This window comes from Streptomyces sp. NPDC001204 (assembly GCF_053598035.1).
In genome coordinates this window covers 91106-105903 of the sequence record NZ_JBSFJL010000021.1, presented here as the reverse complement: position 1 = coordinate 105903, position 14798 = coordinate 91106, and the positions used below count along the sequence as shown (strand labels likewise).

The 14798-nt window shown below is 70.3% G+C and carries 17 protein-coding genes and 3 tRNA genes; 4 read left to right on the top strand and 16 right to left on the bottom strand.

Annotation, left to right across the window (positions count from 1 at the left end; translation table 11 throughout):
- Positions 1 to 522: 522 nt before the first annotated feature.
- The 8 genes from rplL to ACWC91_RS26490 form a co-directional block, all read right to left on the bottom strand.
- Positions 523 to 906 carry a 50S ribosomal protein L7/L12 gene (rplL, locus tag ACWC91_RS26525; protein WP_141359391.1) on the bottom strand — a complete coding sequence of 128 codons (384 nt, stop codon included), beginning with the start codon at positions 904 to 906 and terminating at the stop codon, positions 523 to 525.
- Positions 907 to 1023: 117 nt separating this feature from the next.
- On the bottom strand, positions 1024 to 1554 hold the full coding sequence (rplJ, locus tag ACWC91_RS26520) for a 50S ribosomal protein L10 (RefSeq protein ID WP_100569727.1): 531 nt from the start codon (positions 1552 to 1554) through the stop codon (positions 1024 to 1026).
- Positions 1555 to 1848: 294 nt separating this feature from the next.
- Positions 1849 to 2784, bottom strand: coding sequence for a LolA-like protein (locus tag ACWC91_RS26515; protein ID WP_376500850.1), 936 nt, complete (start codon positions 2782 to 2784; stop codon positions 1849 to 1851).
- 217 nt (positions 2785 to 3001) lie between these two features.
- Positions 3002 to 3727 carry a 50S ribosomal protein L1 gene (gene rplA, locus ACWC91_RS26510; protein ID WP_141359393.1) on the bottom strand — a complete coding sequence of 242 codons (726 nt, stop codon included), beginning with the start codon at positions 3725 to 3727 and terminating at the stop codon, positions 3002 to 3004.
- 95 nt (positions 3728 to 3822) lie between these two features.
- On the bottom strand, positions 3823 to 4257 hold the full coding sequence (gene rplK, locus ACWC91_RS26505; RefSeq protein WP_009190100.1) for a 50S ribosomal protein L11: 435 nt from the start codon (positions 4255 to 4257) through the stop codon (positions 3823 to 3825).
- 179 nt (positions 4258 to 4436) lie between these two features.
- Entirely contained in the window at positions 4437 to 5255 is an 819-nt protein-coding gene (gene nusG, locus ACWC91_RS26500; protein WP_225078007.1) for a transcription termination/antitermination protein NusG, read from the bottom strand.
- Between the two features lie 81 nt (positions 5256 to 5336).
- Positions 5337 to 5621: a preprotein translocase subunit SecE gene (gene secE / locus ACWC91_RS26495; RefSeq protein WP_141359395.1), complete on the bottom strand. Its 285-nt coding sequence runs from the start codon at positions 5619 to 5621 to the stop codon at positions 5337 to 5339.
- Between the two features lie 107 nt (positions 5622 to 5728).
- Positions 5729 to 5801: transfer RNA gene (locus ACWC91_RS26490), tRNA-Trp, on the bottom strand.
- Positions 5802 to 6062: 261 nt separating this feature from the next.
- Between ACWC91_RS26490 and ACWC91_RS26485 the strand changes: the two genes are divergently transcribed.
- Both ACWC91_RS26485 and ACWC91_RS26480 read left to right on the top strand, forming a co-directional pair.
- Positions 6063 to 7289 carry a pyridoxal phosphate-dependent aminotransferase gene (locus ACWC91_RS26485; RefSeq protein ID WP_225078008.1) on the top strand — a complete coding sequence of 409 codons (1227 nt, stop codon included), beginning with the start codon at positions 6063 to 6065 and terminating at the stop codon, positions 7287 to 7289.
- A gap of 134 nt (positions 7290 to 7423) precedes the next feature.
- Positions 7424 to 8455, top strand: coding sequence for an adenosine deaminase (locus ACWC91_RS26480; RefSeq protein WP_281157541.1), 1032 nt, complete (start codon positions 7424 to 7426; stop codon positions 8453 to 8455).
- A gap of 25 nt (positions 8456 to 8480) precedes the next feature.
- On the opposite strand, the gene ACWC91_RS26475 is transcribed toward ACWC91_RS26480, so the two are convergent.
- From ACWC91_RS26475 to ACWC91_RS26445, 7 genes are all read right to left on the bottom strand, one after another.
- The gene (locus tag ACWC91_RS26475) at positions 8481 to 9203 is read right to left on the bottom strand and encodes a DsbA family protein (RefSeq protein WP_225078010.1); all 723 of its coding nucleotides are present in this window, start codon (positions 9201 to 9203) and stop codon (positions 8481 to 8483) included.
- An 86-nt stretch (positions 9204 to 9289) separates the two neighbouring features.
- Positions 9290 to 10345: a UDP-N-acetylmuramate dehydrogenase gene (locus ACWC91_RS26470; RefSeq protein ID WP_376500854.1), complete on the bottom strand. Its 1056-nt coding sequence runs from the start codon at positions 10343 to 10345 to the stop codon at positions 9290 to 9292.
- Positions 10346 to 10411: 66 nt separating this feature from the next.
- Positions 10412 to 10840, bottom strand: a complete 429-nt coding sequence (locus tag ACWC91_RS26465) for a MaoC family dehydratase (RefSeq protein ID WP_225078012.1) — start codon at positions 10838 to 10840, stop codon at positions 10412 to 10414.
- A gap of 8 nt (positions 10841 to 10848) precedes the next feature.
- A complete protein-coding gene (locus tag ACWC91_RS26460) occupies positions 10849 to 11301 on the bottom strand; it encodes a MaoC family dehydratase N-terminal domain-containing protein (protein WP_225078013.1) in 453 nt (150 codons plus the stop codon).
- Positions 11302 to 11455: 154 nt separating this feature from the next.
- Positions 11456 to 11620: a 50S ribosomal protein L33 gene (gene rpmG / locus ACWC91_RS26455; RefSeq protein ID WP_003948671.1), complete on the bottom strand. Its 165-nt coding sequence runs from the start codon at positions 11618 to 11620 to the stop codon at positions 11456 to 11458.
- 89 nt (positions 11621 to 11709) lie between these two features.
- Positions 11710 to 11782 (bottom strand) — tRNA-Met (locus ACWC91_RS26450).
- Positions 11783 to 11828: 46 nt separating this feature from the next.
- Positions 11829 to 11901, bottom strand: a tRNA-Thr gene (locus ACWC91_RS26445).
- Positions 11902 to 12131: 230 nt separating this feature from the next.
- Here ACWC91_RS26445 and ACWC91_RS26440 point away from each other — a divergent pair.
- Together ACWC91_RS26440 and ACWC91_RS26435 are read left to right on the top strand one after the other, a co-directional pair.
- Positions 12132 to 13394: an amidohydrolase family protein gene (locus tag ACWC91_RS26440; RefSeq protein ID WP_450726069.1), complete on the top strand. Its 1263-nt coding sequence runs from the start codon at positions 12132 to 12134 to the stop codon at positions 13392 to 13394.
- A 121-nt stretch (positions 13395 to 13515) separates the two neighbouring features.
- On the top strand, positions 13516 to 14172 hold the full coding sequence (locus ACWC91_RS26435; RefSeq protein WP_281157422.1) for an SDR family oxidoreductase: 657 nt from the start codon (positions 13516 to 13518) through the stop codon (positions 14170 to 14172).
- 34 nt (positions 14173 to 14206) lie between these two features.
- On the opposite strand, the gene ACWC91_RS26430 is transcribed toward ACWC91_RS26435, so the two are convergent.
- Entirely contained in the window at positions 14207 to 14419 is a 213-nt protein-coding gene (locus tag ACWC91_RS26430; RefSeq protein ID WP_225078016.1) for a hypothetical protein, read from the bottom strand.
- Positions 14420 to 14798: the final 379 nt, after the last annotated feature.

The window sequence follows — 14798 nt, the reverse complement described above, 5'->3', positions numbered from 1 at the left end:
AAAGGCCAGGTCAAGGATGATCTGGTCGTCGTTGCTGAGGCGAGGGCATGCCCCTGGTGACGGGCAGGGGACAGCTAACAGGCAGCGCAAAGGGTCAGTGTAGCCACATGGCACACTGATGTCCAGTGCGGGTTTTTTGAGACCCTCGTAGTTGTCAACGTCTGCGGCCTACCTGCCCTCAACGCACCCTGATACTGCCCTCTTCGTCGCCGATCCATGCCTCGGATTCGGATCCTTGTTGGCGACGCGTCCTGAGAATTGCGTGCTGCGTGCGGTTCGTCAAGGCCTCCCATGGCCAAACCGGATGCTGCCATCGTCACTTGCAGCCCGCCGCCGGAGCTCTGGAGGCACGACGAAGATCACCATACCCCTCCCTGCCGCGGGCGCAAGGCAGCCGGCACCGGCCCCCTCGAACGCCGAAGAGCGACCACCCGGATGGATGATCGCTCCTCGGTGCGTTCGCGTTACAGCCCCAGGGGGCCGTGTTCAGCGCGCGGGAGTCCTTGGCGGACCCGCGAGGTCTTACTTGACCTCGACGGAGGCGCCGGCGCCCTTGAGGGCCTCGGCGGCCTTGTCCGCGGCCTCCTTGTTGACCTTCTCGAGGACGGGCTTCGGGGCACCGTCGACCAGGTCCTTGGCCTCCTTCAGGCCCAGGGAGGTCAGCTCGCGCACGACCTTGATGACCTGGATCTTCTTGTCGCCGGCGCCGGCGAGGATGACGTCGAACTCGTCCTTCTCCTCAGCGGCCTCGGCAACCGGGGCGCCCGGGCCGGCCATCATGACCGGGGCGGCCGCGGCGGCGGTGACGTCGAACTTCTCCTCGAACGCCTTCACGAACTCGGAGAGCTCGATGAGGGTCATCTCCTCGAACTGCGCGAGCAGGTCTTCCTGGCTGAGCTTCGCCATGATGGCGGTCCTTCCACTCAAATCGGCGGGTGCCGGATGTACTGGGTAAGGCGGGCGTACGTCGGCCCGCTGCGACCCTTGCCGCGTCAAACGGCTCGGATCAGAAAGCGAGCCGAGTTACTCGGCACCGCCCTGCTCGTCCTGCTTGGCGCGCAGCGCGTCCACGGTGCGGACGAGCTTCGACGGCAGCGCCTGGAAGACGGAGGCAGCCTGGGACTGCTTCCCCTTGAAGGCACCGGCCAGCTTGGAGAGCAGAACCTCGCGGGACTCGAGGTCCGCAAGCTTCTTGATCTCGTCGGCGGACAGCGCCTTGCCGTCAAGGACACCGCCCTTGATGACGAGATTCGGGTTGTCCTTGGCGAAGTCACGGAGACCCTTCGCCGACTCCACCGGGTCACCGGTGACGAAGGCGACGGCCGTCGGACCAGCGAAGAGCTGGTCGTCCAGCGTGATCCCGGCCTCGTTGGCCGCAATCTTGGTCAGCGTGTTCTTCACCACGGCGTACTGGGCGTTCTCACCGAGCGACCGGCGCAGCGTCTTGAGCTGCGCCACGGTGAGACCGCGGTACTCGGTCAGCACGGCGGCGTTGGAACTGCGGAACTTGTCCGTCAGCTCCGCAACCGCGGCAGCCTTGTCGGGCCTCGCCATAGAGCCTCGGCCTCCTTCCGGGTGATTCGGACCGCGCGGACCCGAAGGAGGACTGGGGAAAACGAAACGCCCCGGCGCAGGCGCACGGGGCGGACTCGACCGGGTGCACACACGGGGATCGACGCGTGCTCCGGGAGTTCTTCCACAGTCACCTGCGCGGGTCGTCCGCAGTTCAGCGGATCCTTCGGCCACCGCACCCTCGTACGAGTGCACGGCAACGACCAGCGGTCTTTGGCTTCTGTGGGAGCGTACGGGAAGCGGTCACCGCAAAGCAAATCGCCTCGGGAGCGCGGCTCAGGAGCCGATGCCGGTGCCGCCCGCGGTGGCGCCCTGGGACTTCATCAGGTCCTTGAAGTCCCTGGTGTCGCCGGCCGGGGGCGCCTGGACGGAGGTCTTCACGCCGTAGTCGCTGTAGTAGGCGGTGTTGGTCATGGTGCCGGTCGCCATGTCCGCCTTCTCGACCTTCTTGACCAGGAGGTTCCGGTCGTTGACCCAGATGTCGATCGACTCCGTGGTGACGCCCGCCTCGCTGAGCTGCTTCTTCAGCTCGTCCATCTGGCGCTTGGGCAGGTTCGAGCTCTTCTCGGCGAAGTCGGCGACGTTCACCGTGCCCGCGTAGTGCGTGGTGTGCTCGCCGCGCACCGTCGCCTCGCCGGCCTTCCGGACGTCGCCGGAGGCCAGCAGCAGCTTCACCGACTGGTTCGGCGTGGCGTTCTTCAGCTGCTCCCGCATGTACTCGCCGGAGCCGCCGACGAGGTCCCCGAGGTCCTCGTAGCGGTAGGCGATCCAGTGCTTGCCGCCCGTCTGCCGCGCGTAGGCATCGCCCATGTGGGCGTAGTAGGCGTCGGGCAGGTACCGCGCCTCCATCGTCGTGGCCCCGATGCGGCGCATCGTCTCGGCGACCGTGCCGCCGGTGTAGGTGAGCTTGAGCGTGCCGGTCAGGCCGTCACCCCAGTCGAGGGTGCCGTCGCCCTTCATCGACATCAGCGTGCCGATGCTGGTCGTCATCGACACCCTGGCGGAGTCGGCCTCGGCGGTGGAGGTGTCGGCGGAACGCAGGGCCGCGACGGGACTCACGTGCGCGAGCCCCCGGCCGGCCGCGCCGTCGCCCTTGCCCGAGCCGCCGGAGGAACCGGAGGAGCCGCCGGAGGAGCCGCAGGCGGCCACTGCCGTCAGTGAGGTCAGCGCCACGACGGAGAGCGTGATACGGCGCGCGGTCGTGCTCTTCATTCGTCCCACCCCTATGCGGTTGCTGTGATCTTCACGCTAACGCAGGCCTGTGACAGGCGTACGGGAGTCGTGCAGACGTCGCGCACGGACGTACGGAAGACGTCGTACAGGAGTCCCACAGAAAAGGGACGAGCCCCGCACCCGAAAAGGTTGCGGGACTCGTCCCTCAGCTGTGCGAGCCGTGAGGCTCGGACCGGCCGGACCGGACCGGAGCGGCTCAGACCGCGGCCGGGTCCTCCTCGACGAGGAGGTTGCGGGTGCGGTTCGGGTCGACCGGGATGCCGGGGCCCATCGTGGTGGTGATGGCGGCCTTCTTGATGTAGCGACCCTTGGCGGCGGACGGCTTCAGACGGAGGATCTCGTCCAGCGCCGCGGCGTAGTTCTCCACCAGCTTGCTGTCGTCGAACGACGTCTTGCCGATGATGAAGTGCAGGTTCGAGTGCTTGTCGACGCGGAACTCGATCTTGCCGCCCTTGATGTCCGTGACGGCCTTGGTCACGTCGGGGGTGACGGTGCCGGTCTTCGGGTTCGGCATCAGACCACGCGGGCCGAGGACGCGGCCGAGGCGGCCGACCTTGCCCATGAGGTCCGGGGTGGCGACGACGGCGTCGAAGTCCAGACGGCCCTTCGACACCTCGTCGATCAGCTCGTCCGCGCCGACGATGTCGGCGCCGGCGGCACGTGCGGCCTCGGCACGGTCACCGGTCGCGAAGACCAGGACCCGGGCGGTCTTACCGGTGCCGTGCGGAAGGTTCACGGTGCCACGGACCATCTGGTCGGCCTTGCGCGGGTCGACACCCAGACGGAAGGCGACCTCGACGGTGCCGTCGAACTTGGTCGTGGAGGTCTCCTTGGCGAGACGGACGGCCTCGAGCGGGGCGTACTGCTTCTCCCGGTCGATCTTGGCGTCCGCAGCGCGGAGAGCCTTGCTGCGCTTGCTCACAACTGCTCCTGTGTGTTCTGAAAGGAGTCGTGGTACGGGCCGAGCGGGCCCTGCCACGTGCGGCCATCGGCCGCATGGTGCTACGAAGGTGGGGTTCAGCCCTCGACCGTGACGCCCATGGAACGCGCGGTGCCGGCGATGATCTTCGCGGCGGCGTCCAGGTCGTTGGCGTTGAGGTCGGGCATCTTGGTCTGGGCGATCTCGCGGACCTGCGCCTGGGTGATCTTGGCGACCTTGGTCTTGTGCGGCTCGCCGGAGCCCTTCTCCACGCCCGCGGCCTTGAGGATCATCTTCGCGGCCGGCGGGGTCTTGGTGATGAAGGTGAAGGAACGGTCCTCGTAGACCGTGATCTCCACCGGGATGACCCAACCGCGCTGCGACTCGGTCGCGGCGTTGTAGGCCTTGCAGAACTCCATGATGTTGACGCCGTGCTGACCCAGCGCCGGGCCGACCGGCGGAGCCGGGTTGGCGGCGCCGGCCTGGATCTGGAGCTTGATGAGCCCCGTGACCTTCTTCTTCTTGGGAGGCATTGCTCTCCGGGTCCTTTCGATTCGGGTCCTGCCGGCGCTCGGGTACCACCCGGACGCAGGCATACCGCACAACGATAACGGGTATGGCTGCGCGGCTGAAAACCGGGCAGGTCAGGCGACCGCTGGAGCGATTGCCTGACCTGCGCGGAAGCGGTACGTCCAGAAAGAACCGCGGTGAGCTAGTTCTTCTGGATCTGGTCGAAGCTCAGCTCGACCGGGGTCTCGCGGCCGAAGATCTCGACGAGGCCCTTGACCTTCTTGGAGTCCGGGTTGATCTCGTTGATCGTGGCCTGGAGCGTGGCGAACGGGCCGTCGGTGACGGTGACCGAGTCGCCGACCTCGAAGTCCAGCACCTGGACCTCGACCTTGCGCTGCGGAGCCGGCTTGCCCTCGGCCTCGGCGGCCTCGCGGGCGGCCTTCTCCTCCGCCTCGGGGGCGAGCATCTTCACGATCTCGTCCAGGGACAGCGGGTACGGGTCGTAGGCGTTGCCCACGAACCCGGTGACGCCCGGGGTGTTGCGGACGACGCCCCAGGACTCGTTCGTCAGGTCCATGCGGACGAGGACGTAGCCGGGCAGCTTGTTCTGCCGGACGGTCTTGCGCTCGCCGTTCTTGATCTGGACGATCTCTTCCTCGGGCACCTCGGCCTGGTAGATGAAGTCCTCGACGTTCAGCGAGACGGCACGCTGCTCCAGGTTCGCCTTCACGCGCTTCTCGTAGCCGGCGTAGGTGTGGATGACGTACCACTCGCCGGGCAGCGTGCGCAGTTCCTCGCGGAGCTTGGTGACCGGGTCGACCTCGGCCTCCGGCTCCTCCTCCTCGGCCTCACCCCCGGGCGCCTCGTCCACGACGTGGACGGCGGCCTCCTCGGCCGGCTCGCCCGCGGCGGCCTCGGCAGCCTCGGCCTCGTCGACCTCGTCCGCACCCTCGACGATGTCGAGCTCGTCATCCACGGACTCGGTCGGCTCGATGGCGTCGTTCAGGTTCGGGTCAGACACGGTGGCTGCTTCTTCCTGGATACATAGGGGTGGAACATGCGAAAAGGGGCGCCGGTAACCGCGGCGCCCTTCGCTCTTGGCTCAGCCGAAAACGTACTTGGCCGCGTGGTTGAGCCCATAGTCAATCACGGTCACCAGGCCGATCATGATGACGACGAAGACAATCACCACGGTGGTGTACGTCGTCAGCTGATTGCGGGTCGGCCAGACGACCTTGCGGAGTTCCGCGATGATCTGACGGTAGAAGAGAGCAAGGCGCTTGAGCGGGCCCTTCTTGCCACGCTTGCCACCCTTGCGGGCCTTCTTGGATTCCGTCACCTCGTCCTGGGCATCAGGCGTGTCGAGGGAGCCCACGGCGTCCGTCATTCGTCCTCACCTGATTCCGGGTCGTGGCCGTGCCGCGCCCGGTCGAGCCGCACGGCGGTGCATTGCTGTACGTACATGCGCACACATCCTGGCGAAGGTGTGTGTAGCAGGGCCGGAGGGACTCGAACCCCCAACCGCTGGTTTTGGAGACCAGTGCTCTACCAATTGAGCTACGACCCTTTGTGTGCCCCCCAACGTACCGCATACGACCGGGTGCTCGGTGTGCACCAGGTGCGACAGCGGCTGCTGAAGGCCAACGAGGTGAGAGTGTACGTGTTCCGGCGCCGGTCGTCGAACAGAAAGTGTCCAACCGGCTCCGGTCGATGGAAGATCGCCTGGCAGAAGACGGGATCCGGACGGGTGTCCAGAGGGTCCACCGGCCTTGTTCACCCTGTGAAACCCGCGTGCCCCGGGCGTTTCCGGTCTGAAACGATGGACGGTATGAGCGCTGCAACCCCTCCCACCGAGCGCCGGGTCTCCGCCCGCATCGGCGCGATCTCCGAGTCCGCCACCCTCGCCGTGGACGCCAAGGCCAAGGCCCTCAAGGCCGCCGGGCGTCCCGTGATCGGCTTCGGCGCCGGCGAGCCGGACTTCCCGACCCCGGACTACATCGTCGAGGCCGCCGTCGAGGCCTGCCGGAACCCCAAGTACCACCGCTACACGCCGGCCGGCGGCCTGCCCGAGCTGAAGGCCGCGATCGCCGCGAAGACGCTGCGCGACTCCGGCTGGGAGCCGGACGTCTCGCAGATCCTGGTCACCAACGGCGGCAAGCAGGCCATCTACGAGGCGTTCGCCGCGATGCTCGACCCGGGCGACGAGGTCATCGTGCCGGCGCCGTACTGGACGACGTACCCGGAGTCGATCCGTCTGGCCGGCGGCGTCCCGGTCGAGGTCGTCGCGGACGAGACCACCGGCTACCGCGTGTCGGTCGAGCAACTGGAGGCCGCCCGCACGGAGAGGACCAAGGTCGTCCTCTTCGTCTCCCCGTCCAACCCGACCGGCGCGGTCTACTCCGAGGCCGAGACCGAGGCGATCGGCCGCTGGGCCCTCGAACACGGCCTGTGGGTGCTGACCGACGAGATCTACGAGCACCTGGTCTACGGCGACGCCGTCTCGGTGTCGCTGCCGGCGCTCCTGCCCGAGCTGCGCGACAAGTGCGTCGTCGTCAACGGCGTGGCGAAGACGTACGCCATGACCGGCTGGCGCGTGGGCTGGGTCATCGGCCCGAAGGACGTGGTCAAGGCCGCGACCAACCTCCAGTCGCACGCCACGTCGAACGTGTCGAACGTCTCCCAGGCCGCGGCCCTCGCCGCCGTCTCCGGCGACCTGGAGGCGGTCGCGAAGATGCGCGAGGCCTTCGACCGGCGGCGGAAGACCATCGTGCGGATGCTCAACGAGATCGACGGTGTGCTCTGCCCGGAGCCGGAGGGCGCGTTCTACGCCTATCCGTCGGTGAAGGCGCTGATCGGCAAGGAGATCCGCGGCAAGCGCCCGCAGACCTCGGTGGAGCTGGCCGCGCTGATCCTGGAGGAGGCCGAGGTCGCGGTCGTCCCGGGCGAGGCCTTCGGCACGCCGGGCTACCTGCGCCTGTCCTACGCCCTCGGTGACGAGGACCTGGTGGAGGGCGTGAGCCGGATCCAGAAGCTGCTGGCGGAGGCGCGGGACTGAGGTCCGCTTCCGTTTGCGGGCGCTCGCAGGCCACTCACGTGAGTGGCCTGCGAGCGCCCCTTCGTTTGTGCGAGCAAGACCACGAATGGGGAAACGACTACCGGGGCACGGGGAACGTGCGGCACGATCCAGGGATGGAGCGTGTACGTGATCTCTCTGAGCTGCCGAAAGCCCATCTGCACCTGCACTTCACCGGGTCGATGCGGCCCACCACCCTGCTGGAACTGGCCGACAAGCACGGCGTACGGCTGCCGGACGCGCTGACGGGGGCCCTGGTCAGCGGGGAGCCGCCGCGGCTGCGGGCGACGGACGAGCGGGGCTGGTTCCGCTTCCAGCGGCTGTACGACGCGGCGCGCTCCTGTCTGCGGGAGCCGGAGGACATCCGGCGGCTGGTGCGGGAGGCCGCCGAGGAGGATGTCAGGGACGGCTCGGGGTGGCTGGAGATCCAGGTCGACCCGACCTCGTACGCGCCGCGCCTGGGCGGGCTGATTCCGGCGCTGGAGATCATCCTGGACGCGGTGGAGACGGCGTCGCGCGAGACGGGTCTCGGGATGCGGGTCGTGGTCGCCGCGAACCGTATGAAGCACCCCCTGGACGCCCGCACGCTGGCCCGCCTCGCGGTGCGCTACCGGGACCGCGGCGTGGTCGGCTTCGGCCTGTCGAACGACGAACGCCGGGGCATGGCACGGGACTTCGACCGGGCCTTCGCGATCGCCCGGGACGGCGGCCTGTTCGCGGCCCCGCACGGCGGCGAGCTGACCGGCCCCGCCTCGGTCCGCGACTGCCTGGACGACCTCCGGGCCCACCGGGTGGGCCACGGGGTACGCGCGGCCGAGGACCCGCGGCTGCTGAGCCGCCTGGCCGACCGGGGCGTGACCTGCGAGGTGTGCCCGGCCTCGAACGTGGCCCTCGGCGTGTACGACAAGCCCGAGGACGTCCCCCTGCGCCGGCTATACGAGGCGGGTGTCCCGATGGCCCTGGGCGCCGACGACCCGCTGCTCTTCGGCTCCCGGCTGGCGGCGCAGTACGAGATCGCCCGCCGCCACCACTCCTTCACGGACGCCGAACTGGCGGAACTGGCCCGCCAGTCGATCCGCGCGTCGGCGGCCCCCGAGGACGTGCGCGCCAAGCTGCTGTCCGGGGTGGACGACTGGCTGGCGAACTGACGGACGGCCGCGGAGGGTGTGCCGGTCAGGAGCGGGCCATGGCGCCGATCACCATGGGCAGCGTCTCCTTGTCGAAGATGCCGCCGGCCAGGGACCCGCCGACGGTCCTGCCGTCCACCTTCATGGTGGGCGTGCCGGTCACGCCGGACGCGTCGAAGGCCTTCTCGGAGGCGGTCACGAAGTCGCGGTGCTTCATGCCCTTCACCGCCGCGTCGAACTCCGCGCCGCGCAGGCCCGGGACCTCGGAGGCCATGTCCAGCAGGAAGGCGTCGGTGTAGCCGTCGACCTCCTCCTCGGGCTGGTGCGCGAAGAGCATCTCGTGGTACTCGGCGAACTTGCCCGCGTCCAGGGCGGCCCGCAGGGCGTTGGCGGCCTTCTTCGAGCCCTCGCCGCCGAGCCTGTCGTCGAGGAACGAGGCCAGCGTGTACTCGGCCCGGACCTCGCCGGACAGGACCAGCTCGCGCAGGCCCTCGCCGCCGCCCCGGGTCTCGAACTCCGCGCAGACCGGGCAGCGCAGGTCCTCGTACAGGTGGACGACGGTCTGTGCGCGAGGGGATCCCACACGGACGGTGGTGCCGTCCGGTGCGAGCGTCTCGTCGATCTCCCCCACGCTCGTGTATGACGCCGCCGCGTCCTGCTCCCCGCCTCCGGTCGGCGCGGCGCCCTTGCCGCATCCCGTGGCGAGCACACCCGCCAGGACGGCGGCGGCGACGGCCGCCACGGCACGTCGGCCGCGTCGTTCCCACATGGTCTTCCCCTCCCCTTGTGCCCCGTGAAGGACGAGGAACGACCCTATGTGATCTTCGTACGGCGCCCCAGCCGGTTTCCGGGTGGCTACAGGCTCACGCCGACCGTCACCGGCTCGTTGACCAGCGTGATGCCGAAGGCCTCGCGGACCCCGGCCACCACCTCGCGGGCCAGCGCGAGCAGGTCCTCCGTGGTCGCGGCGCCGCGGTTGGTGAGGGCGAGGGTGTGCTTGGTGGAGATGCGGGCCGGTCCGGTGCCGTAGCCCTTGGTGAAGCCCGCCTTGTCGATCAGCCAGGCCGCGGAGGTCTTGGTGTGCCCCTGCCCCGCCGGATAGGCGGGCGGCTCGGCGCCGTCGCCGAGCCGCTTCCGCACGCGCGTACGGAACACGGCGAAGTCGGCGTCCGTGAGGATCGGGTTGGTGAAGAAGGAGCCGGCGGACCAGGTGTCGTGGTCCTCGGGGTCCAGCACCATGCCCTTCCCGGCCCGCAGCTTCAGCACGGTCTCGCGGGCGGTGGCGAGCGGTACCCGGTCGCCCGCCTCCACGCCGAGGACGCGGGCGGTCTCGGCGTACTTGACCGGCGCCGACAGCCCGTCCGCGTCCTCCAGCCCGAAGCGGACGCGCAGGACGACGTACCGCTCGGGGTCGGCCTTGAAGCGGCTGTGCCGGTAGGAGAACGCGCACTCCTCGTTGGCCAGCGTCACCGTGCGGCCCGCCCGGCGGTCGTAGGCGACGACCTCGGTGATCGTCGAGGACACCTCCTGGCCGTACGCCCCGACGTTCTGGATCGGGGTGGCGCCCGCGGAGCCGGGGATGCCGGACAGGCACTCGATGCCGGCGAGCCCGGCCTCGACGGTGCGCGCGACCGCGTCCGTCCACACCTCTCCGGCGGCCAGCTCCAGCGTCGTACCGCCGAGTTCGAAGCCGCGGGTGGCGATGCGCAGCGCGGTGCCGTCGAAGCCCTTGTCGCCGATGACCAGGTTGGAGCCGCCGCCGATGACCAGCAGCGGTGTGCCGTGGGCGTCGGCGTCGCGGACGGCGTCGATCACCTCGGCGTCGGTGGTCGCGGTGATCAGCCGGGTCGCGGGGCCGCCCAGCCGGAAGGTGGTCAGCGGGGCGAGGGGCGCGTCGTGGAGTTCCTGCACGCGCCCAAGACTACGAGACCCCGCTGACGGTCCCGCACCTCGGCGAGTGCGGGACCGCGGTGGCCGTCAGGCCAGGCGTACGACGGCCCGGGACATCCCGAGGACCTTCTGCCCGTTGCTCATGGCGGTCAGGTCGACCCGCACGGTGTTGTCGTCGAGCTTGGCCGCGACCTTGCCGGAGACCTCGATCACGGCCCCCTCGTCGTCGTTCGGGACGACGACGGGCTTGGTGAAGCGGACGCCGTACTCGACGACGGCGCCGGGGTCGCCCGTCCAGTCGGTGACCACGCGGATCGCCTCGGCCATGGTGAACATGCCGTGCGCGATCACGTCCGGGAGCCCGACCTCCTTGGCGAACTTCTCGTTCCAGTGGATGGGGTTGAAGTCCCCGGAGGCGCCCGCGTACTGGACGAGGGTGGCCCGGGTCACGGGGAAGGTCTGCGCCGTCAGCTCGGTGCCGACCTCGACGTCGTCGTAGGCGATCTTCGCCGTCATCGGTTTCCTCACGCCTCCTCGGCCGCGCGGGCCACGAGCTTGGTCCAGGCGGTCACGACGTGCTCGCCCATCTCGTCGTGCACCTCGCCGCGGATGTCCAGGACGTCGTTGCCGGCCAGGGACTTGATCGACTCGATGGTGGAGGTGACGGTGAGCCGGTCGCCGGCGCGCACGGGCCGGGTGTAGGCGAACTTCTGGTCGCCGTGCACCACGCGGCTGTAGTCCAGGCCTAGCTGCGGGTCCTGGACGACCTGTCCGGCGGCCTTGAAGGTGATCGCGAAGACGAAGGTCGGCGGGGCGATCACATCGGGGTGGCCGAGTTCCTTGGCGGCTTCCGGGTCCGTGTACGCCGGGTTGGCGTCGCCCACCGCCTCCGCGAACTCACGGATCTTCTCCCGGCCCACCTCGTAGGGGTCGGTGGGCGGGTAGGACCGCCCCACGAAGGACTGGTCGAGCGCCATGGCTCGGCACCTCCTGGTGTCGCTGGGGTTTCACGCAGCCCGGCGGGCGGTCCGGCTCTCACCGGGCTCCCGCTGGACTTTCGCTGGGCTTTCGCACATGAAACAACATGAGGCCGCCCCCGTGGTGCGGGGGCGGCCTCATGTCTGAATCTGATCAGCGCGTCTCGCGGTGCGCGGTGTGCGCGTTGCAACGCGGGCAGTGCTTCTTCATCTCGAGCCGGTCGGGGTTGTTCCGCCGGTTCTTCTTGGTGATGTAGTTCCGCTCCTTGCACTCCACGCAGGCCAGCGTGATCTTCGGGCGGACGTCGGTGGCAGCCACGTGAGTGCTCCTTGACGAACGGGTAGGCTAGTTCAACGCAAGAAAGAGTAGCCGATCGAAGGACCGACCCCGCAATCGGCTACTGTGAGTAGCGGTGACCGGACTTGAACCGGTGACACAGCGATTATGAGCCGCTTGCTCTACCGACTGAGCTACACCGCTGCGATGCGATCGGACCCCGCCTTGCGGCGGGAACCTCTCACACCAGAGCCCCAAAACGGAATCGAACCGTTGACCTTCTCCTTACCATGGAGACGCTCTGCCGACTGAGCTATTGGGGCGAGCGAGGAAGACATTACACGCTCTGCGGCCGTTCACCCAAATCCGTTTCCCGGCACCGCCCCAGGTCCCGCGGCCACACCGGTACGACTATTGCGCTCCTCCCTCGCCAGGCCCGGTGGCCGCCCTAGGCTCGACTCACTCTGCGTGATCTTGCGTGGCCCGCGCGGCCTCGCGGTCCGCGCCCCGAACGTGTCCCGAACCCCCTGTCGCCCTGCGTACCTGGAGTGCGATGCCCCCCGGACAGCCGCCACCCCCCTCGTCCTCCTCGCCGGGTCCGTCCGGACGGACGGACCCGGACGGGCTGCTGCTGTGCGGAGCCCGGCTGACCGACGGGCGGACCGTGGACGTACGGCTGGCCGGTGAGCGCATCGAGGCGGTCGGCACCGCCGGCAGCCTCGGCGCGGGCGGCCCGCGGGGCGGCGCGCCCCGGGTCGACCTCAGCGGCTACCTGCTCCTGCCGGCCCCGGCCGAGCCCCACGCCCACGCCGACACGGCCCTGACCGCCGACAGCGGCGGACCGGTGTCGTACGAACCGGAGGACGTCCAGCGCCGCACCACCGAGGCCGCGCTGCTGCAACTGGGGCACGGCGCGACGACCGTACGCGCACACGTACGCGTGGGCGACGTCCAGGGGCTCGGCGGCCTGACGGCGGTCCTGCGGGCCCGGCGGTCGCTGCGCGGGCTCACCGAACTGACGACGGTGGCGGTGCCGCGCGTGCTGACCGGGGCGGCCGGCGCGGACGGCCTGGCGATACTGCGGGACTCGCTCAAGATGGGCGCCTGCGTCGTGGGCGGCTGCCCCGACGTGGACCCCGACCCGACGGGCTACGTCGAGGCGGTCCTCGAAGTCGCCTCCGAACACGGCTGCCCCGTCGACCTGCACACCGACGGCGACGACCCGGCCCGCCTGGCGCGCATCGCGGCGATGGCGGGCGGGCTGCGCCCGGGAGTGACGCTGGGCCCGTGCGGCGGCCTCGCCCGGCTGCCCGCCGGGGCGGCCGAGCGGGCCGCGGACCGGCTGGCCGCGGCCGGGGTGAGGGTGGTGTGCCTGCCGCAGGGCTGCTGCGGCGGCGCCGAGGGACACGGGACGGCGCCGGTGCGGCTGCTGCGGGCGGCCGGGGTCCGGGTGGCCGCGGGCAGCGGCGCCCTGCGGGACGTGTCCAACCCGGTGGGGCGCGGCGACCCGCTGGAGGCCGCCTACCTGCTGGCCTCACGGCACGGGCTGCGCCCCGAGGAGGCCTACGACGCGGTGAGCGCGTCCGCCCGCGCGGTGCTCGGTCTGCCCGAGGTGCGGGTGGAGGCGGGTTTCCCCGCCGAGCTGCTCGCGGTGCGCGGCGACCGGCTCGCGGGGGCGCTGTCGCTCGCGTACAGCCGGATCGTGGTGCACCGAGGGCGCGTGGTGGCACGCACCAGCGCGGTGCGGGAGTTCTGCGACTCCGCCGCCACGGTGGAGCTGGGGCTGCCGCGGCAGGGGCGGGGGGAGTTGTCCTGACGGCCCGTGCGGCAGGGCCGCGGCAGTGCCGCCGGGGGCGTGCGGGACACGGTGGAGCGCGCCCCGGGGCCTGGCCGAAGTCGTGCGGCGGATACGGCCGTCCGGGCGTACGGTCGGAAGCATGCGCATTGTCATCGCTGGTGGTCATGGTCAGATCGCGCTGCGGCTGGAGCGGCTGCTCGCCGCGCGCGGGGACGAGGTGGCGGGCATCATCCGCCGTGCCGAGCAGAGCGAGGACCTGCGGGAGGCCGGCGCCGAACCGGTCGTGCTCGACCTGGAGTCGGCGTCGGTCGAGGAGGTCGCGCGGCTGCTGCGGGGCGCCGACGCGGCGGTGTTCGCGGCGGGCGCGGGCCCGGGCAGCGGCGCGGCGCGCAAGGACACGGTGGACAAGGGCGCGGCGGTGCTGTTCGCGGACGCGGCGGTACGCGCGGGCGTGCGCCGCCATCTGGTCGTGTCGTCGATGGGCGCGGACGCCGCGCACAAGGGCGACGAGGTCTTCGACGTCTATCTGCGCGCCAAGGGCGAGGCGGACGACCACGTCCGCCGTCAGGAGGCTCTGGACTGGACGATCCTGCGCCCCGGTTCGCTGACCGACGACGCCGGCACCGGCCAGGTGCGCCTGGAGGCCCACACCGGCCGCGGCATGATCCCGCGCGACGACGTGGCCGCCGTACTGGCCGAACTGGTGGAGACCCCGGCCACGGCCGGCCTGACCCTGGAACTCGTCAGCGGCTCGGCACCGGTGTCGGTGGCGGTGAAGTCGGTGGCGGGCAACTGAGTACGTCCGCGCCCCTTCCGGCACCGACAACCGCTCAGAACAAGGGCATCTGCCCGGGACACTCCGGAACGGCATAGCCGTCCAACGACGGCTGCACTGCGCCGAGTTGCGCCATCCGGCGCGATCCGGCACAGGAGGTCAGCCCGCCGCTGGCCCGCGTCCCGGGTGGATCGTGCCGCGCGAACCGCCCGGCGACCACGGCGATCTCCCGACGGCACACGGGACAGAGTCTGCGACGCGAGGACATGGCCCCAGTGTGCACGGCACCACCGACACCGGCCCCGCGCCCACCCACGAAACCCCCTCCGGCCTGCCGCACAGGCCGATCAGAGGGGGCCTTTCCCGGAGTGGCGGCGCCAGGATTCGAACCTGGGAAGGCTGAGCCGGCGGATTCACCGGCCGCGCTGCCCGGATTCAGGACGTCGTCATCGCCCTGTGGTGTCACTCCGAGTGTGTGCCGGCGCGCTCGCGTGCCGGCCCCGGCCCCGGTTCGGCGTGTCGAGGCGTCGGGTCGCCACGAGCAGCACTCCGACAAGGACCGCCCACAGGACGATCACTCCGACAGGGCCGGTCCACATACCGAACAGCCCGGCGGGAACGGCGCAGAACACGGCACCGATTATCTG